Origin of the sequence: Streptomyces durocortorensis (assembly GCF_031760065.1) — a bacterium.
Lineage (GTDB): Bacteria > Actinomycetota > Actinomycetes > Streptomycetales > Streptomycetaceae > Streptomyces.
The window spans coordinates 5,316,633-5,334,458 of record NZ_CP134500.1; the positions used below are offsets into that span (position 1 = coordinate 5,316,633).

The window sequence follows — 17,826 nt, forward strand, 5'->3', positions numbered from 1 at the left end:
GCACAGTGTGAGGCTTAGCTCTGTGCGGCGTACGTGACGAAGTCGTCCCAGGCGGCGGGGGAGAGGGCGAGTTCGGGGCTCCGCAGGTCCTTGGAGTCCCGGACGTGGACCGCCTGGGTGCCCTGCGCCACCTCCACGCAGCTGTCACCCTGCGAACCGCTGTAACTGCTCTTGAACCAAGCCAGGTCGGACGTGCTCATAGCGCTCCTCGCAATCGCTTCAGCAGGCTCAGCGATTCCTCGGGGGTCAGAGCCTGCGAGCGCAGTTTCGCATACCGCTGGTGCAGGAGACTGATCTCCTTGGCGTGCGTGATCAACCGCCCGTTCTGCTGGCCCTCGGAGTAGGCGAACCATCGGTTGTCGGGTGTCTCAGCCAGCTGCATGGGACCGTCCATGCCCGCATGGCTCACCCTCACCGTAGGCATCACCTGCAACTCCACGTTCCAGTTCCGCTCCACCAACTCCACCAAGTGGTCCAGCAGTTCCCGCGTCACGTCCTTCCCGCCCGTGCACCGCTCCAGCACCGCCTGCTCCACGATGAAGCTGAACGCCGTCGGCGGTTTCCGCGTTACCGCCAGGAGTTCCTGCCGGGCCAGCCGCGCCGCGATCCGCTGCTCCAGCTCCGCCGGGTCCGGCAGTGGCGGGACGTTCAGGGAGACGGCTCGTGCGTACGCCTCCGTCTGCAACAGGCCCGGCACCACCCGGCATTCGTACGTGTACAGGCTGATCGCCGACGCCTCCAGCCGGGCCCACTGCCGGAACCAGCTCGCCAGGCCCGGCTTCCGCGACAGATGGGGCGCCGCCGCGCGCAGTGCGCCCGTGTTGCCGAGGTGGGGTTCGGCCCCCTCGACGAAGTCGATGTCCGGCATCCGCCGGCCCTGTTCGACCGAGGCGACCGCGTGCTTCGAGAAGCCGACCAGCGTGCCGAACTCCTCCCGGCTCAGGCCCGCGTGTTCGCGTAAAGCCTGGACGAACGCGCCGAAGGTGCGCACACTGTCCGACACCTCGGGTTCCCCGCCGCCCGACGCTCCCGTACCCCAGTCCGTGTACTCACCGGCCATCGCAGGACACCTTCCGTACCGCCCACCGCCGGACCGCTTCCGACGCCCGTCATCGTCACGTACCGTGACGCGTACTGTCCATCGAACAGCGCGTACGCTGCCGCCGCGTACGTGCCTCGGACCTGGTGAACCCGCCGTACCAAGCGGGATCTTGGGCCTATGACAGCACCAGCCCCCCACCGTGACACAGACGGATTCCGTTACCGTACGTGTGTTCACCCAGCGTTTCCGCTCCACCCCGCGCGGCGCCCGGCTCGCCCGCAGGCTCGCCCTCCAGCAGTTGGACGCCTGGGGGCTGCCGTACGGCGGCGACGCGTCCGACACCGCCGCGCTGCTCGTCGCCGAACTCGCCGCGAACGCCGTCACGCACGGACGCATTCCCGGCCGCGACTTCGAGGTCTGCCTCAGGCTCCTCCGCGTGACCCTGCGCGTCGAGGTCTCCGACGCTCGGGGCGAGAGCCGTCCGCCCTCCCCGGGCGTGCCCCCGCCCGCCCCCGGTGCGCTCGCCGAGACCGGCCGGGGGATGCTGCTGGTCGAAGCGCTCGCGGACCGCTGGGAGGTCCTGGACCGGTTTCCCGTCGGCAAGACCGTCGTCGTCGAGCTGGACCTCGAAGGGGCGACGGCCCGGACGGGCTCAATGATTCGGACCGAGTGCTGATTGCCGACCGCTGTGGACGGACGTCGGGCGGTCGAGCTGACACTCTCCGGCCCCCTCGCTAGGCTGGGCCGGGGACGGCACGGCACAGGGCGGTGGCGGCGGACAGAGGGCTGCGGGTGCCATGGCGGTGGACGAGGGCGGCGGTAAGCGGGCCGGCGTCGAGAGCGGTCGGACCCTGGGAACCCGGGGCTACGCCATGGCCGAGGACATCGACCAGCCGGACTCGCTGCTCCTGCCGCTCGGACCGCCGATCGAGATCGGATCGGACGGCCGTCCGACCGGCGTCGAGCTGGAGCTTCCCGCCGACGAGGAAGGGGAGGAGCACGGCGCCCACCGGGACGCCGATGACGCCTCCGCCCCGTTCCGGCCCGACAACATCCGGATCCACACCGAGACCACGACCGTGGACCTGCTGCTCTCCCGGCTGCGGGAGGGCATGATCGACCTCGCGCCGGACTTCCAGCGCCGCTCCGGCATCTGGAGCGACCGTGCGCAGAGCCGCCTGATCGAATCCCTGCTGCTGCGCATCCCGATCTCCAACTTCCATATGGCCCAGGGCGACGAGGACAAGTGGGCCGTGGTGGACGGCGTCCAGCGGCTCACCGCCATCGCCCGGTTCATGGAGCCGGAGATCACCGGCCTGGAACCCCTCACCCTGCGCGGCATGGACTACCTGTGGCAGCTCGCGGGCAGCACCTACCAGGACCTCACGGGACGGATGAGGATCCGGCTGCGTGAGACCCAGCTCACCGTCCACATCATGCAGCAGGGCACCCCGGAGAAGGTCAAGTACAACGTCTTCACCAGGATCAACACCGGCGGTATGCCGCTCACGCCGCAGGAGCTCCGGCACGCCCTGGTGGGGGGGGAGGTCCGGACGTTCCTCGCGGACCTGGCCGAGGAACCGTCGTTCGGGGAGGCCACCCGGTGGAGCGTCTCCGACGCCCGGATGGCCGACCGCGAGATGGTGCTGCGCTTCCTCGCCTTCCGCCTGACCAACCCGTCCCAGCACTCCGAGACCGACTTCAACAAGTTCCTCATCGACTCCATGTACCGGATCAACGCCCTGTCCGACGAGCGACGGGATCAGCTGGCGCGGGAGTTCCGGACCGCCATGCAGTGCGCCTGGGAGCTGTTCGGCGAGCACGCCTTCCGGAAGTGGCAGGGAGGCGAGCGCAGCTCGCCCGTCATCAACAAGGCCCTGTTCGAGACGATCTCCGTCCAGCTCGCCCTTCTCGATGATGACGAGCGGGCCCGGCTGGTAGCGTCGCGTCCGACGGTGCACGACCAGTTCTTCCGGCTCCTGGGCGACTGGGACTTCGACCGGTCGATCTCGGTGGGGACCGGGAGCCCGGCGAGAATCCGCACCCGATTCCAAGAAGTGGCACGACTGTTCCGGGGGGTAGCCGCACCGTGATCGACCGTTTGACGCTGCACAACTACAAGGCGTTCCAGCATGCGGAGCTTCCGCTCGGCCCGCTCACGCTTCTCACCGGTCTCAATTCCTCCGGCAAGAGCAGCGTGCTCCAGTCCATCGGGCTCCTGCGCCAGTCCTACGAGTCCGGCGACCTGGTGCTCTCCGCGCTCACGGCCGAGGAGAGGCGAGCCGGACGCCGTACGAACGTGGCGGGCCGGGGATTCCTCCTCAACGGCGAACTCGTCGGGCTCGGCACCGGCGAGGACGTCCTCCACGAGGATTTCACGGAGGACGAGCCCCGGATCGGCCTCGCCGTCGACGAGGGTGCGTACCACTATGGGTGGACCGCCGCGTACGAGGCCGAGCAGAACCTTCTGCCGCTGGCCGACGCGGACCTCCCGGACACTTCCGAGGGCGAACGGGAGCGACCGGCCGGCCCCGAGGCGGTGACCCCGGCGTTCCTCACCGCCCCCTTCCAGTACCTTCACGCCGACCGCATCTCACCGGCCGAGTTCTACCCGCGCGACCACCAGGCGGCCATCGGCCGCGGCTTCCTCGGCGTACGCGGTGAGCACACCGTCAACTACCTCCGCCACCACCGTGAGGATCCGGTCCCCGAGGGGCCGCTGCGCCACCCCAAGGCCGCCTCCGATCTGCTGATCGACCAGGCCGCCGCCTGGATGGGCGACCTCTGCCCCGGAGTCGACATCCAGGCCGACGCCATCAAGGGCACCGACGCCGTGAGCCTCTCGTACGGCTTCCGCGGCACGCTCGGCGCCACCAAGCGCCGTCGCCCCGGCAACGTCGGGTTCGGCCTCACCTACGTCCTGCCCATCGTCGTCGCCTGTCTGAGTGCCCGCCGCGGTGCCCTGATCCTCCTGGAGAACCCGGAGGCGCACCTGCACCCGCAGGGCCAGACCCAGATGGCCACGCTCGCCGCCTCGGCCGCCGCGCAGGGCGCGCAGGTGATCATGGAAAGTCACAGCGACCACGTGATCAACGGGGTACGCCTGGCCGTCAAGCAGGGACGGATCACTCCCGAGCAGGCGGTGTTCCACTACTTCCGGGGGGACGGCACGGGCGTGGACTTCGTCAGCCCGCGGGTGGACGCGGACGGCATGCTCGACCAGTGGCCCCCGGGCTTCTTCGACGAGCTGGAGAACACGCTCGACCAGCTCATCGGCTGATGCCCGCCGGGGAGGGCGGGGCGAGGCGCACCGACATCGTGGCGGAGGGGGAGACATGCCGCAGCTGTTTCTGAACGAGAAGTCCTGTGGGACGAAGGCCGACCCGGACCGGGTCAACCGGGCCATGACCGACATGGTCCGTGCGGTCCTGGCGGTGGCCAGGGAGGACCGGGCGGGAACCCTGCTCGTCTCCGGGGAGCCGGTGACCGCGTTGCAGCTTGCCCAGGGCCACGCGATCCAGAAGTGGATCGGGTCTCCGGGTACCAAGGACCTGTGGCAGCGGCTGGCCATCCTCCAGTCCAAGTGGCCGCTCCGGGAGGCGTTCCCGGAGGGGGAGACCCACGCGGACGTCGAGTACCGGCACGACGGCGACGCCGTGGAAGGTCTCGGGGCCGCGCACCTCACCGGGGGACTCGGCATCTCGCTTCCGGTCGACTCCCGCTGGGACACCGACCTGCTCACGCTCGTACGGGAGGAACTGGTCGACGACGAGGACGGCGGATCGGCCGTCACCGAGGTCGACGTGGTGCACGCCGCCCGACGCGAGCACGTCGCCACCCACCTTCCATGGATCCGGCGCGGGGCGAACTCCGCACGGCAGAAGGCCGTCGAGAGCCTGCGGTCGGGTACCGAACTATGGGCACGCTGTCCGGAACTCTTCCCGACCCTCCAGTTCACCCCTCTCGCCGAGCAGCACTTCGCCGAGCTGGCCGAGGTGTGGGTGCGGCCCGTGGGGGAGCGGCTCGGGGAGCTCCAGGACGCCGTTAGCGACTGGGACCCTGCCCGGCAGCCCATCGCACCGCAGTGGCGGTCCTACGTACGCACAGAGTTCGAGTCGCGCCGAAGGCTGTGCTGGTTCCCCGACGCCGACGGCAAGAACCACCTCTTCGACTGGCACTGCGACTTCCTCCCGAAGCCGGGCCGGATGCACTTCCGGCTGCTCCACGAGGAGCGCACCCTCCGTATCGCGTACGCGGGGCGCAAGCTCGACGTGTGAGGCGGGAGCAGGCTCGCGTCGCCGCCCGGTTACCGTAGGCCGATGGCCGGGCATCCTCGGCCGGTCTGCTTCCATCCGCACCAAGGAGGACCCGCGCGTGCGTCCCACCCTCGCCGCCGACCAGGTACGGGCCAGCCTGAGCCAGTACCTCGCGACGACGTACGCGCTGGCCGACGAGTCGACCCGTCGGGCCCTGGAGGGGTTCCTCGGTGACGCCGAGGACGGCATCTTCCGAGGCCCCTACCTCCGCGTCCGCACCCCCTTCCGGAGCGCCGAGAGCGACGACTGGCAGCGGCACCTCGACTGGTGGCCCCAGGGCTTCACCCCGCACCGGCACCAGGAGCGCGCCTGGGAGCGGCTCTCCACCCTGCACAGCCCCGCAGCGCCCACCCTCGTCACCACCGGCACCGGATCGGGCAAGACCGAGTCGTTCCTGATCCCGGTCCTCGACCACTGCCGCCGCGAACGCGAGGCAGGCCGGGACGGCGTCAAGGCGATCCTGCTCTACCCCATGAACGCCCTCGCCACCGACCAGGCCCACCGCATCGGCGAACGCCTCGGCGATCCGAAGGACACCCGGCTGCGCGAGGCGGGCGTGACGGCCGGGCTCTATATCGGCGACCGGCCGTCCCAGGAGTTCAAGCAGGCCAATCCCCACATCGCCGTCGACCGGGACGAGATCCGCCGCACCCGGCCCGACATCCTGATCACCAACTACAAGATGCTCGACCTGCTCCTCCAGCGGCCCGAGGACCAGCGGCTGTGGCAGGAATCCCCGCTCGCCTACGTCGTGCTCGACGAGTTCCACACCTACGACGGAGCACAGGGCACCGATGTCGCCATGCTGCTGCGCCGCCTCGGCTCGGTCACCAGGCTCGCGGAGCCGGGGCGGCCGCTGGGGTCCGTCTGCCCGGTCGCGACCTCGGCCACCCTCGGCGAGAGCGGGTCCGGCGACAGCGGCGTGCGCACCGGGCGGAGGGAGGCCGGGCGGCCCGGCATGCTGGAGGTCGCCGAGCAGGTCTTCGGCGTACCGTTCCCCGCCGACGCGGTCGTGGGCGAGGACCGGCGCTTGGCGCGGGACTTCACCGGTGAGAGCGACTTCACCCTGCCGTTCCCCTCGCCCGAGGAGGTCGACGTGCTGGGCGACCCCACCCGCGACCCGGGAGCCATGGACGACCTCGTCGCCGCGTTCACCGGCCTGGCCGGACCCACCCCCGAGGAGCTCGGGGGCGTTTTGCGCCGCCACCGGCTCACCTCCGCCGTGCTGGAGATCCTCGACGGCACTCCCAGGACCCTCGCCGAGATCACCGAGATCCTGCCCCGGTACGCCTACCACTGGGGCGTCGCGGTGCAGCGGCGGCCGGCCCTCGCGGCCAGGGCGCTCGCCCGCTACCTCGCCCTCCTCTCGTACGCCCGGGACCCCGAGAACCCCGGGCGGCCCCTGCTCTCCATCGAGATCCACCACTGGGTGCGCTCCGTCTCCCGGGTGCTGCGCGGCATCAGCGGGGCCCGCGCCGAGTTCCGCTGGGACGACGAACGGGTCACCTCCGGCGGCGCGCTGGCCCGCGCGGGACAGACCTCCGGCGCCGGTCCGTCCCCGTACGACGGGGAGAAGCCCGCCCTGCCGCGCGACGCCGTGGGGGAGGGAGCCGTACCGGCCGACGACAGCGCACCGCCGCCCGCCGAGGTCTTCCTGCCGGCCGTCTTCTGCCGCGAGTGCGGACGCTCCGGCTGGGCCGCCTACTCGCCCGAGGTCGACCCCGCCCACCTCGACCTGAACGCCACCAAGATCCGCCGGGCCTCCGTCGGCCGCGACAAGCGCCGGGTGCGCAACATGATCGCCGCGACCCCGCGCGAGGTGTACGAGGCGGCTTTCGGGGCCGGGGCGGACCGCAGGCGCGGCGGGCCCGCCGTCATGGTCCTGGAAGGCACCGGCGGGCGGCTGCGCCCTCTGTCACCCGAAGCCGACTTCACCGCGCCCGCCGACGGCGAGGCAGCCCGCCGGCCGGTACCCCTGCACAACGCCGCCTTCGTCCACACCGACCTCGACGGCGACCGGGCGGCCGAACGCGACCAGTGCCCCGCCTGCCGGACCTTCAACTCCATCCGCTACCTCGGTACCGGCCTCGCCGCGCTCGCCGCCGCCTCCGTCACCCAGCTCTTCACCGGCGGCGAACTGGACAAGAGCCTGGGAGAGGACAAGACGCTCCTCTTCAACGACTCCGTGCAGGACGCCGCCCACCGCGCCGGGTACGTCGCCAGCCGCTCCTACACCTTCTCGCTGCGGGCGCTGCTCGCCAGCCGTATCGGCGAGGACGAACCGGTCGCCCTGAACGACCTCGCCGCCGACCTGATCGCGGACGTCGTCGACAGCAAGGCCGTCCAGGCCGCCGTCATCCCACCGGACCTCCACCTCGTCCGCGGGGTGGACACGCTGCTCTCCGGACGCAGCCGCGGCTCCCGGGCCACCTGGGAGCTGATCGCCCAGCGCCTGGCGTTCGCCACCGTCATGGAGTTCGGCCTCCGCTCCCGGCAGGGCCGCACCCTGGAACTCACCCGCACCATCGCCGCCGACGTACCGCTGCCGGACCCCGACGCGGTGGCGGACATCGTACGGGAGACACTCCTGACCACCCCGGGTGACATCGCGCTGCCCGACGGCTCCGCGCCCGGACCCGAGAGGTACACCGGCTTCGTGCGGGGCCTGCTGGAGCGGATGCGTATCCGCGGAGCGGTCCGGCACGCCTGGCTGGACCCCTGGCTGGCCCAGGCGGGAGTACGCAGATGGGCGATCTGGGGCGGTCGCGAGACCGGGATGCCGGCCTTCCCCCGAGGCGTCTCCGCCCCCGCCTTCCTGCTCGGCACCCCCAAGCAGGGCAGCGAGGACTTCGACGTCCTGACCGGCCGGCTCGGCTGGTACCAGGACTGGGCCGTGCGCTCCCTCGGGCTGCGCCCCGAAGCGGCCGGCCTCTTCCTGACACGCCTCCTGCCCGCGCTCGCCGACGCCGGCGTCGTCTCCGCGCGGACGGCCCTCGACGGCACCACCCGCGTCTACGGACTCCAGCCCGGCCACATCCAGGTCCGGGCCCTCGCCGACGACACGCTGCCCGACGCCACCGCGCACTGCCCCCGGTGCTTCTGGGAGCAGACCGTCCACCCCGACCTCGCCGACCAGTGGCACGGGCAGCCCTGCCCCCGCTACCGGTGCGGCGGAACCCTCGGCACCGGGCGCGACCTGGACAGCGGACTGCGGCAGCGGGACTTCTCCGACGACTTCTACCGCCGCATGTACCGCGAGGCCGGGGTCTTCACCATCAACACCGCCGAGCACACCGGCACGCTCAGCCGCGCCAGGCGGGAGGCGGTGGAGAAGGCGTTCCGGGAGGGCACCCGCGTCCACTACGCCAACCCGCAGGTGCTGTCCTGCACCCCCACGCTCGAACTCGGCATCGACATCGGCGACCTGTCGGCCGTCGTCCTCGCCTCGCTGCCGAAGGGCCCGGCCAACTACATCCAGCGTGTGGGCCGCGCCGGACGGTCCACCGGCAACGCCTACCTGCTCACCATGGTCGACCGCGGCCCACGTGACCGCTACTACCTGGAAGACCCCCGGCTCATGATCGCCGGAGAGGTGCTGCCGCCCGGCTGCTACCTCTCCGCCGCCGAGATCCTCCGCCGCCAGTACCTGGCCCACCTCCTCGACCTCGCGGGCGCCGGACGGCTGGTCTCGCCCGACGGGACGCCCCTGAGGCCCCTTCCCGGACGTGCCACCGACCTCTTCGGGACCTCCGCCTGGCAGGCCGAGTTCGCCGAAGCGGCACTCGCCGCCGGAAACCGGCTCGTCCAGGGCTTCCTGGACCTGTTCCCGCCCTACGACGAGAACCGCGGCACCGGTGTCAGCCCGCAGGCCCGGGCCGCCCTCGTCACCTACGCGACCGACGCCGGCGAGGACGGGCTGGGTGCCGCCCTGGACACGGCCCGCCGACGGTGGGAGGACCGGCGCGCCGAACTCCAGCGCCGTACCGAGGCCATCGACCGAGCCCACGGGCTGCTCGTCGCCGGCGACCCCGACCACGAGCGGCAGGGACGCGAGCTGCGGGCCGAGCGCCGGGACGTGGCACGCCTCTCCCGCGAGATCAGCCGCACCACCGCGCACGGGGCCCTGGTCGACCTCGGCCTGCTCCCGAACTACAGCCTGATCGACTCGCCCACCGAGCTGGAGGCCACGCTCACCTGGACGGAGAAGGGCCCCGACGGCACACGCACGCACCACAGCAAGACCCTGCGGCACAGCCGCCCCGCGCGCCTCGCCCTCTCCGAGTTCGCCCCCGGCAACCACTACTACGTGCAGGGGTACAAGCACCGCGTCACCGGACTCGACATCGGCAGCCCCGGACGTCCCGCCTGGCTCTGGTGGCGCGTCTGCCCCGACTGCGGTCACGTCCGCACCCACCGGGCCGAGCAGGACGCCGCGCCCTGCCCCCGCTGCCGGTCGGCCGCCATCGGGGACATCGGCTGCCTGCACAAGGTCCTCGTGCCCCGCCGCGTCACCTCCCGTGACGAGCGCGACGACGTCCGCGTCCGCGACGATACCGACGAACGGGAGCGACGGCACTACTCCGTCGTCTCGGCCGTCGACATCGACACACATGACATCGAAGAGGCGTGGAAGCACGAACACGCCACCTTCGGCTGGGAGTTCACCCGTCAGGCAGGCATCCGCCACATCAACGTCGGAGCCACCCGCGTGGACGGCGGCGCGGACACGCACTTCGCCGGAAGGGAGGTGCGGCTCAACCCGTTCTGGGTCTGCGACGCGTGCGGGTTCGCCGACCCGGACGGCGGCCCCACCGCCCACGACCCCGGCGACACGTCGGCCCACGCCAAATACCACCGGCCCTGGTGCCCCCGGCGGCGAGCGGCCGACGACGCCGCACGGCGAGGCGAGCGGGTGCTGCTCGCCCACGAGCTGCGCACCGACGCGCTGCGCCTCCTCATTCCCGCCGTCACCGCCTACACCCAGGAGCGGCTGGCGTCCTTCAAAGCCCTCCTCCTGGCCGGGATCGCCCGCAGCTACGGCGGAGACCCCGACCATCTCGCGGTCGTCACCGACTCCATGCCCGAGGACGGGGGCGAGAGCCCGCTCCGCCGCCACTTCCTCGTCCTGTACGACACTCTGCCCGGCGGTACCGGATACCTGCACCGCCTGGCCGGGCGGGACGGGCTGAAGGGCGTCCTGGACCATGCGCGACAGGTGATCGAGACCTGCGTCTGCGTGGGGCAGGGCCGTCCCGCCTGCCACCGGTGTCTGCTCCGGCACGTGACCGACGCCGAGTACGAGCTCGTGAGCCGCGAGCACGCCCTCGACATGCTCGGTGAGCTGTTCGGCCGTGGGGCCGACCGCTGGAGCACCGTGCAGGTGGCCACCACCCGCGACATCACCCTCGTGCACCAGGTGGAGAGTGAGCTGGAGGCCCTCTTCCGGCGTGGTCTGCTCGAATGGGCCGACCGTGTGGACGAGGTCAGCGTCCGCAGCGCGCTCGCCGCCGACGGCACCCGGGACACCACCCTGCGCTTCACCGCACCCGACGGGACCGTCCGGGGCTGGCAGATGGAGACCCAGACTCCGCTCGGCTTCACCCGGCCCGACGTGGTCTTCCGCAGCACCGACGACGACCGCAGGGTCGCCGTCTACCTGGACGGCTACCGCTATCACGCGGGTCCCGGGCACCTCACCGCCGAGGCCGACGCGGTGAAGCGCACCCGGTTGCGAGCCGAGGGCTGGCAGGTCTTCCAGCTCACCTGGGACGACGTACAGGCGTGGACGGGGCGTACGGCCCCGGGGGCCGATCCCGTGTGGAAGCCGTACCCGAACACTGCCCAAAAGACCGCCATGGACGTCCACCGGCGCATGCACGAGGGGGACACCCGTGATCTGACGCGCCTGGTGTGGGTCAACCCCGTCGAGACGCTCATCGGGTACCTCACCGACCCGGACCCGGATGCCTGGCGGCTGCGCGTACAGAGTGCCCTCGCCGGCTTCGCGGCCGTCTCCTCCACCAGCAGGGCCCTGGCCGACGGCGTCGAGACCGGACGCAGGATCTACGAAGCGCTGAACGGGCGGCGGTTGGCGGCGGGGAAGGGAGCCGTCCAGGTCATGGCGACCCGGGACAGCTCAGGATGCCCGCTCACCATCGCGCTCGACCTGCGCCGCGGGCAGAGAGGGGCGGCCTGGACCGCGCTGACCGTCCTCGACGACGCTCCCGGCACGATCGACGCGGACGAGGCCGCCCACCGCAGACGCTGGCAAGCTTGGCTCTACTGGAGCAACCTGCTCCAGTTCCTCGACGGGGGGGAGGGCGAGGGGGTCCAGCTGACGACCGGGATGCTGTCCGGGTTCGACCCGGCCGAGCTGGCGGTCACCGGCGGAGCCGGATGGCTCACCTCCCAACTGCGTGCGCACCAGCCCGCACCGGACGCACCCGAGCCGGCCGCGGACGGGCGCCGTGCACCGGCAGGTCCACAGGAGAAGACGGCCGGCACGGACGGTGTCCCGCCCGTCCGCGACCCCGCCTGGGACGAGGTGATCGAGCTGCTGGTCGAGGACCCCGGGCTGGACGCACTCGCCCACGCGCTCGCCGACGGGGGCGTACCCGTACCCGAGGCGGGCCACGAGCTGGGGCCAGCGGCCTGGCCCGCCGAACTGGCCTGGCCCGACCGGAGGGTGGGGGTCGTCCTGGCCCACCGTCCGGACCCCGTCAGCGGACGGGACATCGATGCCGAACAGCGGGACGGGGCCTACCGCGCCGCGGGCTGGCAGGTCCGTACCGCGCAGGAATGGAACGCGGACGAACTCGCCGCACTCGTGCGCGGCGACGCCGACACGACCACGAACGACCAGGGGGAGAACCAGCCATGACGGTCCACAGCACGCCCAGAACGGGTGTGACCCTGCGCCTGCTGGACAAGGCGGACAAGGAGATCGTCAAACTGGACCGGGCGGTCCTGGGGGCGTTCTACAAGTTCCAGCACGACTTCCGCCGCAACCCGCACGCCGGCGGATTCGACCTCAAACAGCTGGAAGGCCACGACCGCCTCTGGTCGGCGCGCGTCAACCGGGAGTGGCGCGCACTGATGATCCGCCTGAGCGGTGACGACTGGCTCCTCGTCGCCGTCAAACACCGGGGACACGTCCACAAGAACCTCGAACGCTTCAACTACGGCATCAACCACATCACCGGTGCCATCGAGTACGTCGATCTCCAGGTCGTCGAAGAGAGCGTGCTGCGCCGCGGCCTCACACCGCCCACCACCCCCGCACCGTCCCCCTCGGCCCCTTCCGGTCCACCCGCGGAGACACGGCCGGACGAGGAGCCGCTCTTCGGCGTGTACACCGACCAGCAGCTCGTGGACCTCGGCGTCACCCAGCCCCTCCTTCCGATCGTCCGGAAACTCACGACCGACGACGAACTGCTGGGCCTCGCCGAGTACGCCCCCCGTCACACCGGGGAGGTCCTCCTCCGGTTGCGGGACGGCGTTCCGTACGAAGAGGTCATGGAACAGGTGACCGCGCCCGTCGCCGTGGCCGAACCGGAGCAGAACCTCGACTCCGACGACTGGCAGGCAGCCGTCGACCGCTCCCAGACCGTGGTGATCACCGACGACGAATCCCTCCAGAGCATCCTGGAGGAGGGTGACTTCGGCCGCTGGAAGGTCTTCCTCCACCCCACCCAGGAGAAGCTGGTCCGGCGGCGCTACTCCGGCCCCGCCCGGGTCGGCGGCGGCCCGGGTACGGGGAAGACGATCGTCGCTCTCCATCGCGTCCGCCATCTGGTGCGACAACTTCCGCCCGGCCACACGAAGCCCGTGCTCCTCACCACCTTCAACCGCAACCTCGCCGCAGAGCTGAGGGCCCGGCTGCTCTCCCTCGGCGGGCCCGACGTTCTGGCGCGAGTCGACATCGCCCATGTCGACCAGCTCGCCACGCGTATCGTCAGCGAGGCCGACCCGGGCAACACGAAGCGCCGGATCGACGACGCGGCTGCCCTTCGTGAGTGGCGGGAACTGCTCGTGGAGACGGGGCAGACGCGCTGGAACGCCGAATTCCTCAGCGACGAGTGGAACCAGGTCATCCTGGGGCAGGCCGTGTCCAACCGGAGCGACTACTTCACCGCGCGTCGTGCGGGCCGGGGCCGTAGCGTAACCCGCTCCGAACGCGCCGGGATCTGGCAGCTTGCCGAACGCTTCGCCCAGCGCCTGGAGACCAAGGGCCTGGAGACCCACCGCCAGATCGCGGAGCGGGCCGCTCGCCTGGAAATGGCCCGCAAGACCCGGATCGACCAGCGCGCGGAGGCACGCGAGGAGCGGGGGGGCCTGGACAACCTCCACGCCGAGGCCGGCTCCGGCGCCTGGCTGCGCTATCGGTACCGGCACATCGTGGTCGACGAGGCACAAGACCTCAGTGCCGCCCACTGGAAGATGCTGCGAGCTATGGCGCCATCCGATGCGGATGACATCTTCCTGGTCGGAGACACTCATCAGCGGATCTACGACAACCAGGTCACCCTCGGCAGTCTCGGTGTGCACATCCGGGGCCGGTCCTCCAGGTTGACCCTCAGCTACCGCACGACCCGAGAGATCCTGCGCGACGCCATCCGGGTCCTCGGCGGCGCCGACTACGACGACCTGGACGGTGACGCCGACACGCTCGCCGGATACCGCTCCGTCCTGCACGGTACGGAACCGTCGTTGCACGGGGCACCGAGCTGGGACAAGGAGATGGATCTCGTCGTGGAGCAGTTGCGCGCCTGGCACGACGTGCCCCGGGAGTCCACGGCGATCTGTGTCCCGACCAACGAGATGGTCACCCAGCTCGCCGACCGCCTGGCACGCGCCGGCATCACCCCGTCCGAGATCACCCAGGACGGCCCTCGTGGTGACCAAGGCGTGCACATCGGCACCATGTACCGCTTCAAGGGACTGGAGTATCGCTGCCTGATCATCGCCGGAGCGTCGGAGGGGCTCGTGCCCCGGGCCTCCGTAGATTTGTGGGAACACACAGATCCGAGCCGTCACCAGCGTGAGCTGCACCGGGCCCGGTCGCTGCTCTTCGTCGCGGCGACCCGTGCTCGGGACGCGCTCGCCATTACCTGGCATGGCGAGCCGAGCCGATTTCTCGCACCTCTTCTCACGAAGGGTTAAAAGAGGAGCCATCCGGCCTGCTGGGTGCGGCGGCACGAGGGAAAGCCTGGCTGCCGCTGCCCGGCAAAGTGCTGCCATAGCATCGGACCGTAACGCGCAGCGTTTTCGCCGCCCTTTTAGTGGATCTGGAGGAGGCGCGAGGCATGTTGATCAACCGCTTGGAGGTTACCTACTCGTCTCAGCCCTCGCGACTCTGCAATTTAAACTCAGTAGCCCAAGAAGGGCTTTCCAGGGTGCGCCATCAACCGAGCTGGGCTGTGTGTTTACCCAGAGGGAAGGCGGTGGACGTTATGAGGAGGCACCGAAGCGAGGCTCTACCAATGGTTTCGCGGGGAACGCAGTCCGCATGGAATAGAGTAGCTCGGCCGTCTGAGACGAGCCGTGGCGGGCTGAGGGCGCGGGTCGTCAGCGAACTCGCCGATGAGCTCGCAGCCGTACTGGCGGAGGCGGGCCGCCCGGTCGGCGAAAGCCGGACGCGCAGAATAGGCGCGGTTGGCGGTGCAGAAAGGGCAAGCACAGCTGAAGTCAGTTGGTACGACTTCGCGCTGGAGTATCTGGACATGCGCTGGCCGCTGGTCGCGGCGAAGACCCGGGGCGAGACGAACGAGGCACTGTGTGCGATCACCCAGGCGATGCTGCGGGACGTACGAGGCCGGCCCGGCGATCAGCTGTTGCGGCGGGCGATGAGGGGCTGGGCCTTCGTCGTTCCTCGGCCCGAGCCCGCTGCCGTGCCGGCTGACGTCCGCCAGGCTCTCCAGTGGGTGGCAGGAGCTTCCCGCCCGCTGGCTGACCTGCTGGATCCGGCCGTAATGCGCGCTGTCCTCGCCGCCCTCCGCTTGAAGCAGGATGGCGCGGTCGCAGCCGCTGAGACACAGCGGCGCAAGCACAAGGTCTTGGTCCACGCGGTGCACTACGCCGTAGAGCAGCGCAAGCTGGAAGCAGATCCACTTGCGCCGATTCAATGGCGTGTAGCGGAGACTGTCGATCAAGTTGACCCGCGGGTTGTCGCCAACCCTGCCCAGGCCCGTGCCCTGCTGAGCGCGGTTTCCTACATCGGGTGCTTCAACCGCGCACGTGGGCGGCGGCTAGTCGGACTGTTCGCAGGCATGTACTACGCAGGGCTGCGCCCGGCCGAGGCCGTTGCAGTGTGCCGTCAGGACTGCCTTCTTCCCGGTCACGGCTGGGGCGAGGTCACCTTGCACCGAACCCTCCCGCAAGCGGGCGCCCGGTGGACCGATACCGGCCGGGTCCACGACGAGCGAGGCTTGAAGAACCGCCCGGGCGGCGACACCCGGCCGGTCCCGCTGCCACCTGAGCTCGTCCGCTTGTGGCGGGAGAGCATCGACACGTTCGGCATCGCGGACGACGGGCGCCTGTTCTTCAACGAACGTGGTGGCATCGTCGCGGCCGGCACCTACAGCCGTGTTTGGCGCCCTGCGCGCCTCCTCGCCCTACCACCCGACCTGGTGCAGAGCCCTCTTGCGGCCCGGCCCTACGACTTGCGCCACTCCGCGTTGTCGACCTGGCTGAACGCGGGCGTTGACCCCACTGAGGTCGCCCAACGTGCGGGCAACAGCGTTGAAGTGCTGATGAACAGGTACGCCAAGTGCCTGTACGGCCGGACTGCGATTTCGAACCAGCGCATCGAAAACCTTTTGAACGAATATGCGTAGTTGTGTAGCAGGTCCGCTCGCTGGATTTGCCGACTGTAAAGATCTGTCACGCTCCGCAGTCGCTGCTCCGTGCACGCAAACTATCGTCGTCGCATGACCACGTCGAAACCCGGAACGCTGATCATCGCGCTGGGGAACAGAGTCGAAGCCGGAACGCCGCTCGGCCCCCTGGAAGGCACCCCGCTCTCGGGCTTCTCCCCATCCTCAGGTAACGGCCGCCTTCATGCGGTCGCGGACTGCTCCCGCCTGGCAAAGGCACCAACGGTCCACCCAGTGCGCTTCGCCCTGACCTCCGACTCACTCGCAAGGCTCTGCTCGAATGGGCGCTGCCGCTGGGAGGTGCCCGGGGACGGTCACTGGCCCGCTTTCCTCGATGCCCTGGATGCTCTGTCGCGACTCAGGATCGACGAAGAGGAGGTGGAGCCGACCCTGGAGGAGACCGAGATCGCCGAAGCGGTGCATGTCCTGTCCCTGGGTGAGTACCCCCAGGAGGAAGAATGCGGCGACGCCTGGAGGCGTTACGAGGAAGCCTGGCGTTGCCGCGACGAATGGCTGGCCCGCTGGCAGGACGCACAGGACCGGCTGGCTACGGCAGCAGCGAGCTTGGACGCATGCCCTTGGCTACGCCAGTGGGCAGCGGCGCACGTGGACGTACGCGCCGCCGCCGCGGAAAAACTACGGCTGACGGCGACTCGCTTCTACGTCCCGAAGGCGCTGGCCGATGCCGCAGCCGTCGACGGCCTACCTGCACCCGCTCTTCCCCCCGACGGAGGTTTTGGGATCTTCGGCGATCAAGCTTCATCTGTAATGAGCGCGGTGTGGAGGGCATGGTGCGCCAGTGCAACAACGGACGCCAGACCACTCTCCGCGGCAGCCCTATCGGCCGAAGAGGTGTTGTACGAGGCGCTGGGACGTCGTCGGAACGGGGTCGACGAGGCCAAGCAGTCGCTGCAGCGGCTGACAGATACGTGGGCCGCAGCAGCTCGCCTGGCAGCGGCCGAGCAAACGGCAGGGCGACCGTGGTGCCTGATCGGCGTGCGGGTTCCTCCACGGCCCCTGGCCCGGCGCGACGGAAGCGGCTATCAGGCACTGACCTCGTGGCAACTGGCGGTCATTGCGGTCTACCAAGTCACCGCGGACTGGCACAGAGCTGTCGTGGCCCTCTGGGTGCCACAGGGCATCGGCCACCAACTCCTTACTGCAGCACCCTCCTTGAGGACCGTCGACTTGCTGGGTGATACCGAGGACTGGGCAGCGCCTGCTTCCACGCTCTTGGCTGCATGGGAACCGGATCGACACGACGCTCGTGTCCGGTGATTCCGTCCCTCTTGCCATTGACGCTAGGAGGGAAGGCACGCGGTGCCCGACGCCGGGTGCCCACACTTCACGAGCTGTACGAAAGTGCAGTTCACGGCGGTGATCACCCCGTGTGCCAAGTCCGATGCCCCCGTTCGTCCCACGCGTGTCCCACCAAGGGCCCCGCCGCAGGGGCAGCGCCACCGAGATGCCGTCCATCTCTCCGAACGGCGGCATAAAGTCCCAGGTCAGAGGGCCAGGGAAGCCAATCGCACACGGAGTACGAGACCGGTGCTGTTTTGGCATGAACAAAAAGGCGCTGACCTGCATTTCTGCT

General features: G+C 70.2%; 10 protein-coding genes. 8 read left to right on the plus strand and 2 right to left on the minus strand.

Annotation, left to right across the window (positions count from 1 at the left end):
• Positions 1-14: 14 nt before the first annotated feature.
• Both RI138_RS23685 and RI138_RS23690 read right to left on the minus strand, forming a co-directional pair.
• Complete coding sequence (locus tag RI138_RS23685; RefSeq protein ID WP_311121529.1) at positions 15-200, minus strand: DUF397 domain-containing protein; 186 nt, start codon at positions 198-200, stop codon at positions 15-17.
• A complete protein-coding gene (locus tag RI138_RS23690; protein ID WP_311121530.1) occupies positions 197-1,060 on the minus strand; it encodes a helix-turn-helix domain-containing protein in 864 nt (287 codons plus the stop codon). The genes RI138_RS23685 and RI138_RS23690 overlap by 4 nt, the downstream gene beginning before the upstream one ends.
• Positions 1,061-1,271: 211 nt before the next feature.
• On the opposite strand from RI138_RS23690, the gene RI138_RS23695 reads away from it, so the two are divergent.
• The 8 genes from RI138_RS23695 (at position 1,272) to RI138_RS23730 (ending at position 17,510) form a co-directional block, all read left to right on the plus strand.
• Positions 1,272-1,718: an ATP-binding protein gene (locus RI138_RS23695; RefSeq protein WP_311121531.1), complete on the plus strand. Its 447-nt coding sequence runs from the start codon at positions 1,272-1,274 to the stop codon at positions 1,716-1,718.
• A gap of 121 nt (positions 1,719-1,839) precedes the next feature.
• Complete coding sequence (locus tag RI138_RS23700; protein WP_311121532.1) at positions 1,840-3,135, plus strand: DUF262 domain-containing protein; 1,296 nt, start codon at positions 1,840-1,842, stop codon at positions 3,133-3,135.
• Positions 3,132-4,322, plus strand: coding sequence for an AAA family ATPase (locus tag RI138_RS23705; RefSeq protein ID WP_019763858.1), 1,191 nt, complete (start codon positions 3,132-3,134; stop codon positions 4,320-4,322). Before RI138_RS23700 ends, RI138_RS23705 begins: the two co-directional genes overlap by 4 nt.
• Positions 4,323-4,377: 55 nt before the next feature.
• Positions 4,378-5,319 (plus strand): hypothetical protein, encoded by a 942-nt coding sequence (locus RI138_RS23710; protein WP_311121533.1) that lies wholly within the window; start codon positions 4,378-4,380, stop codon positions 5,317-5,319.
• Positions 5,320-5,416: 97 nt separating this feature from the next.
• Positions 5,417-12,238, plus strand: coding sequence for a DEAD/DEAH box helicase (locus RI138_RS23715; RefSeq protein WP_311121534.1), 6,822 nt, complete (start codon positions 5,417-5,419; stop codon positions 12,236-12,238).
• The gene (locus RI138_RS23720; protein ID WP_311121535.1) at positions 12,235-14,520 is read left to right on the plus strand and encodes a UvrD-helicase domain-containing protein; all 2,286 of its coding nucleotides are present in this window, start codon (positions 12,235-12,237) and stop codon (positions 14,518-14,520) included. Before RI138_RS23715 ends, RI138_RS23720 begins: the two co-directional genes overlap by 4 nt.
• Before the next feature lie 560 nt (positions 14,521-15,080).
• Entirely contained in the window at positions 15,081-16,193 is a 1,113-nt protein-coding gene (locus RI138_RS23725; protein ID WP_311121536.1) for a tyrosine-type recombinase/integrase, read from the plus strand.
• Between the two features lie 93 nt (positions 16,194-16,286).
• Positions 16,287-17,510 carry a hypothetical protein gene (locus tag RI138_RS23730; RefSeq protein WP_311121537.1) on the plus strand — a complete coding sequence of 408 codons (1,224 nt, stop codon included), beginning with the start codon at positions 16,287-16,289 and terminating at the stop codon, positions 17,508-17,510.
• The last annotated feature ends 316 nt before the right edge of the window (positions 17,511-17,826 follow it).

Coding starts and splice junctions, on each gene's coding strand:
- RI138_RS23685 (WP_311121529.1), bottom strand. CDS start 200: ATGAGCACGTCCGACCTGGCTTGGTTCAAGAGCAGTTACAGCGGTTCG.
- RI138_RS23690 (WP_311121530.1), bottom strand. CDS start 1,060: ATGGCCGGTGAGTACACGGACTGGGGTACGGGAGCGTCGGGCGGCGGG.
- RI138_RS23700 (WP_311121532.1), top strand. CDS start 1,840: ATGGCGGTGGACGAGGGCGGCGGTAAGCGGGCCGGCGTCGAGAGCGGT.
- RI138_RS23710 (WP_311121533.1), top strand. CDS start 4,378: ATGCCGCAGCTGTTTCTGAACGAGAAGTCCTGTGGGACGAAGGCCGAC.
- RI138_RS23720 (WP_311121535.1), top strand. CDS start 12,235: ATGACGGTCCACAGCACGCCCAGAACGGGTGTGACCCTGCGCCTGCTG.
- RI138_RS23725 (WP_311121536.1), top strand. CDS start 15,081: ATGCGCTGGCCGCTGGTCGCGGCGAAGACCCGGGGCGAGACGAACGAG.
- RI138_RS23730 (WP_311121537.1), top strand. CDS start 16,287: ATGACCACGTCGAAACCCGGAACGCTGATCATCGCGCTGGGGAACAGA.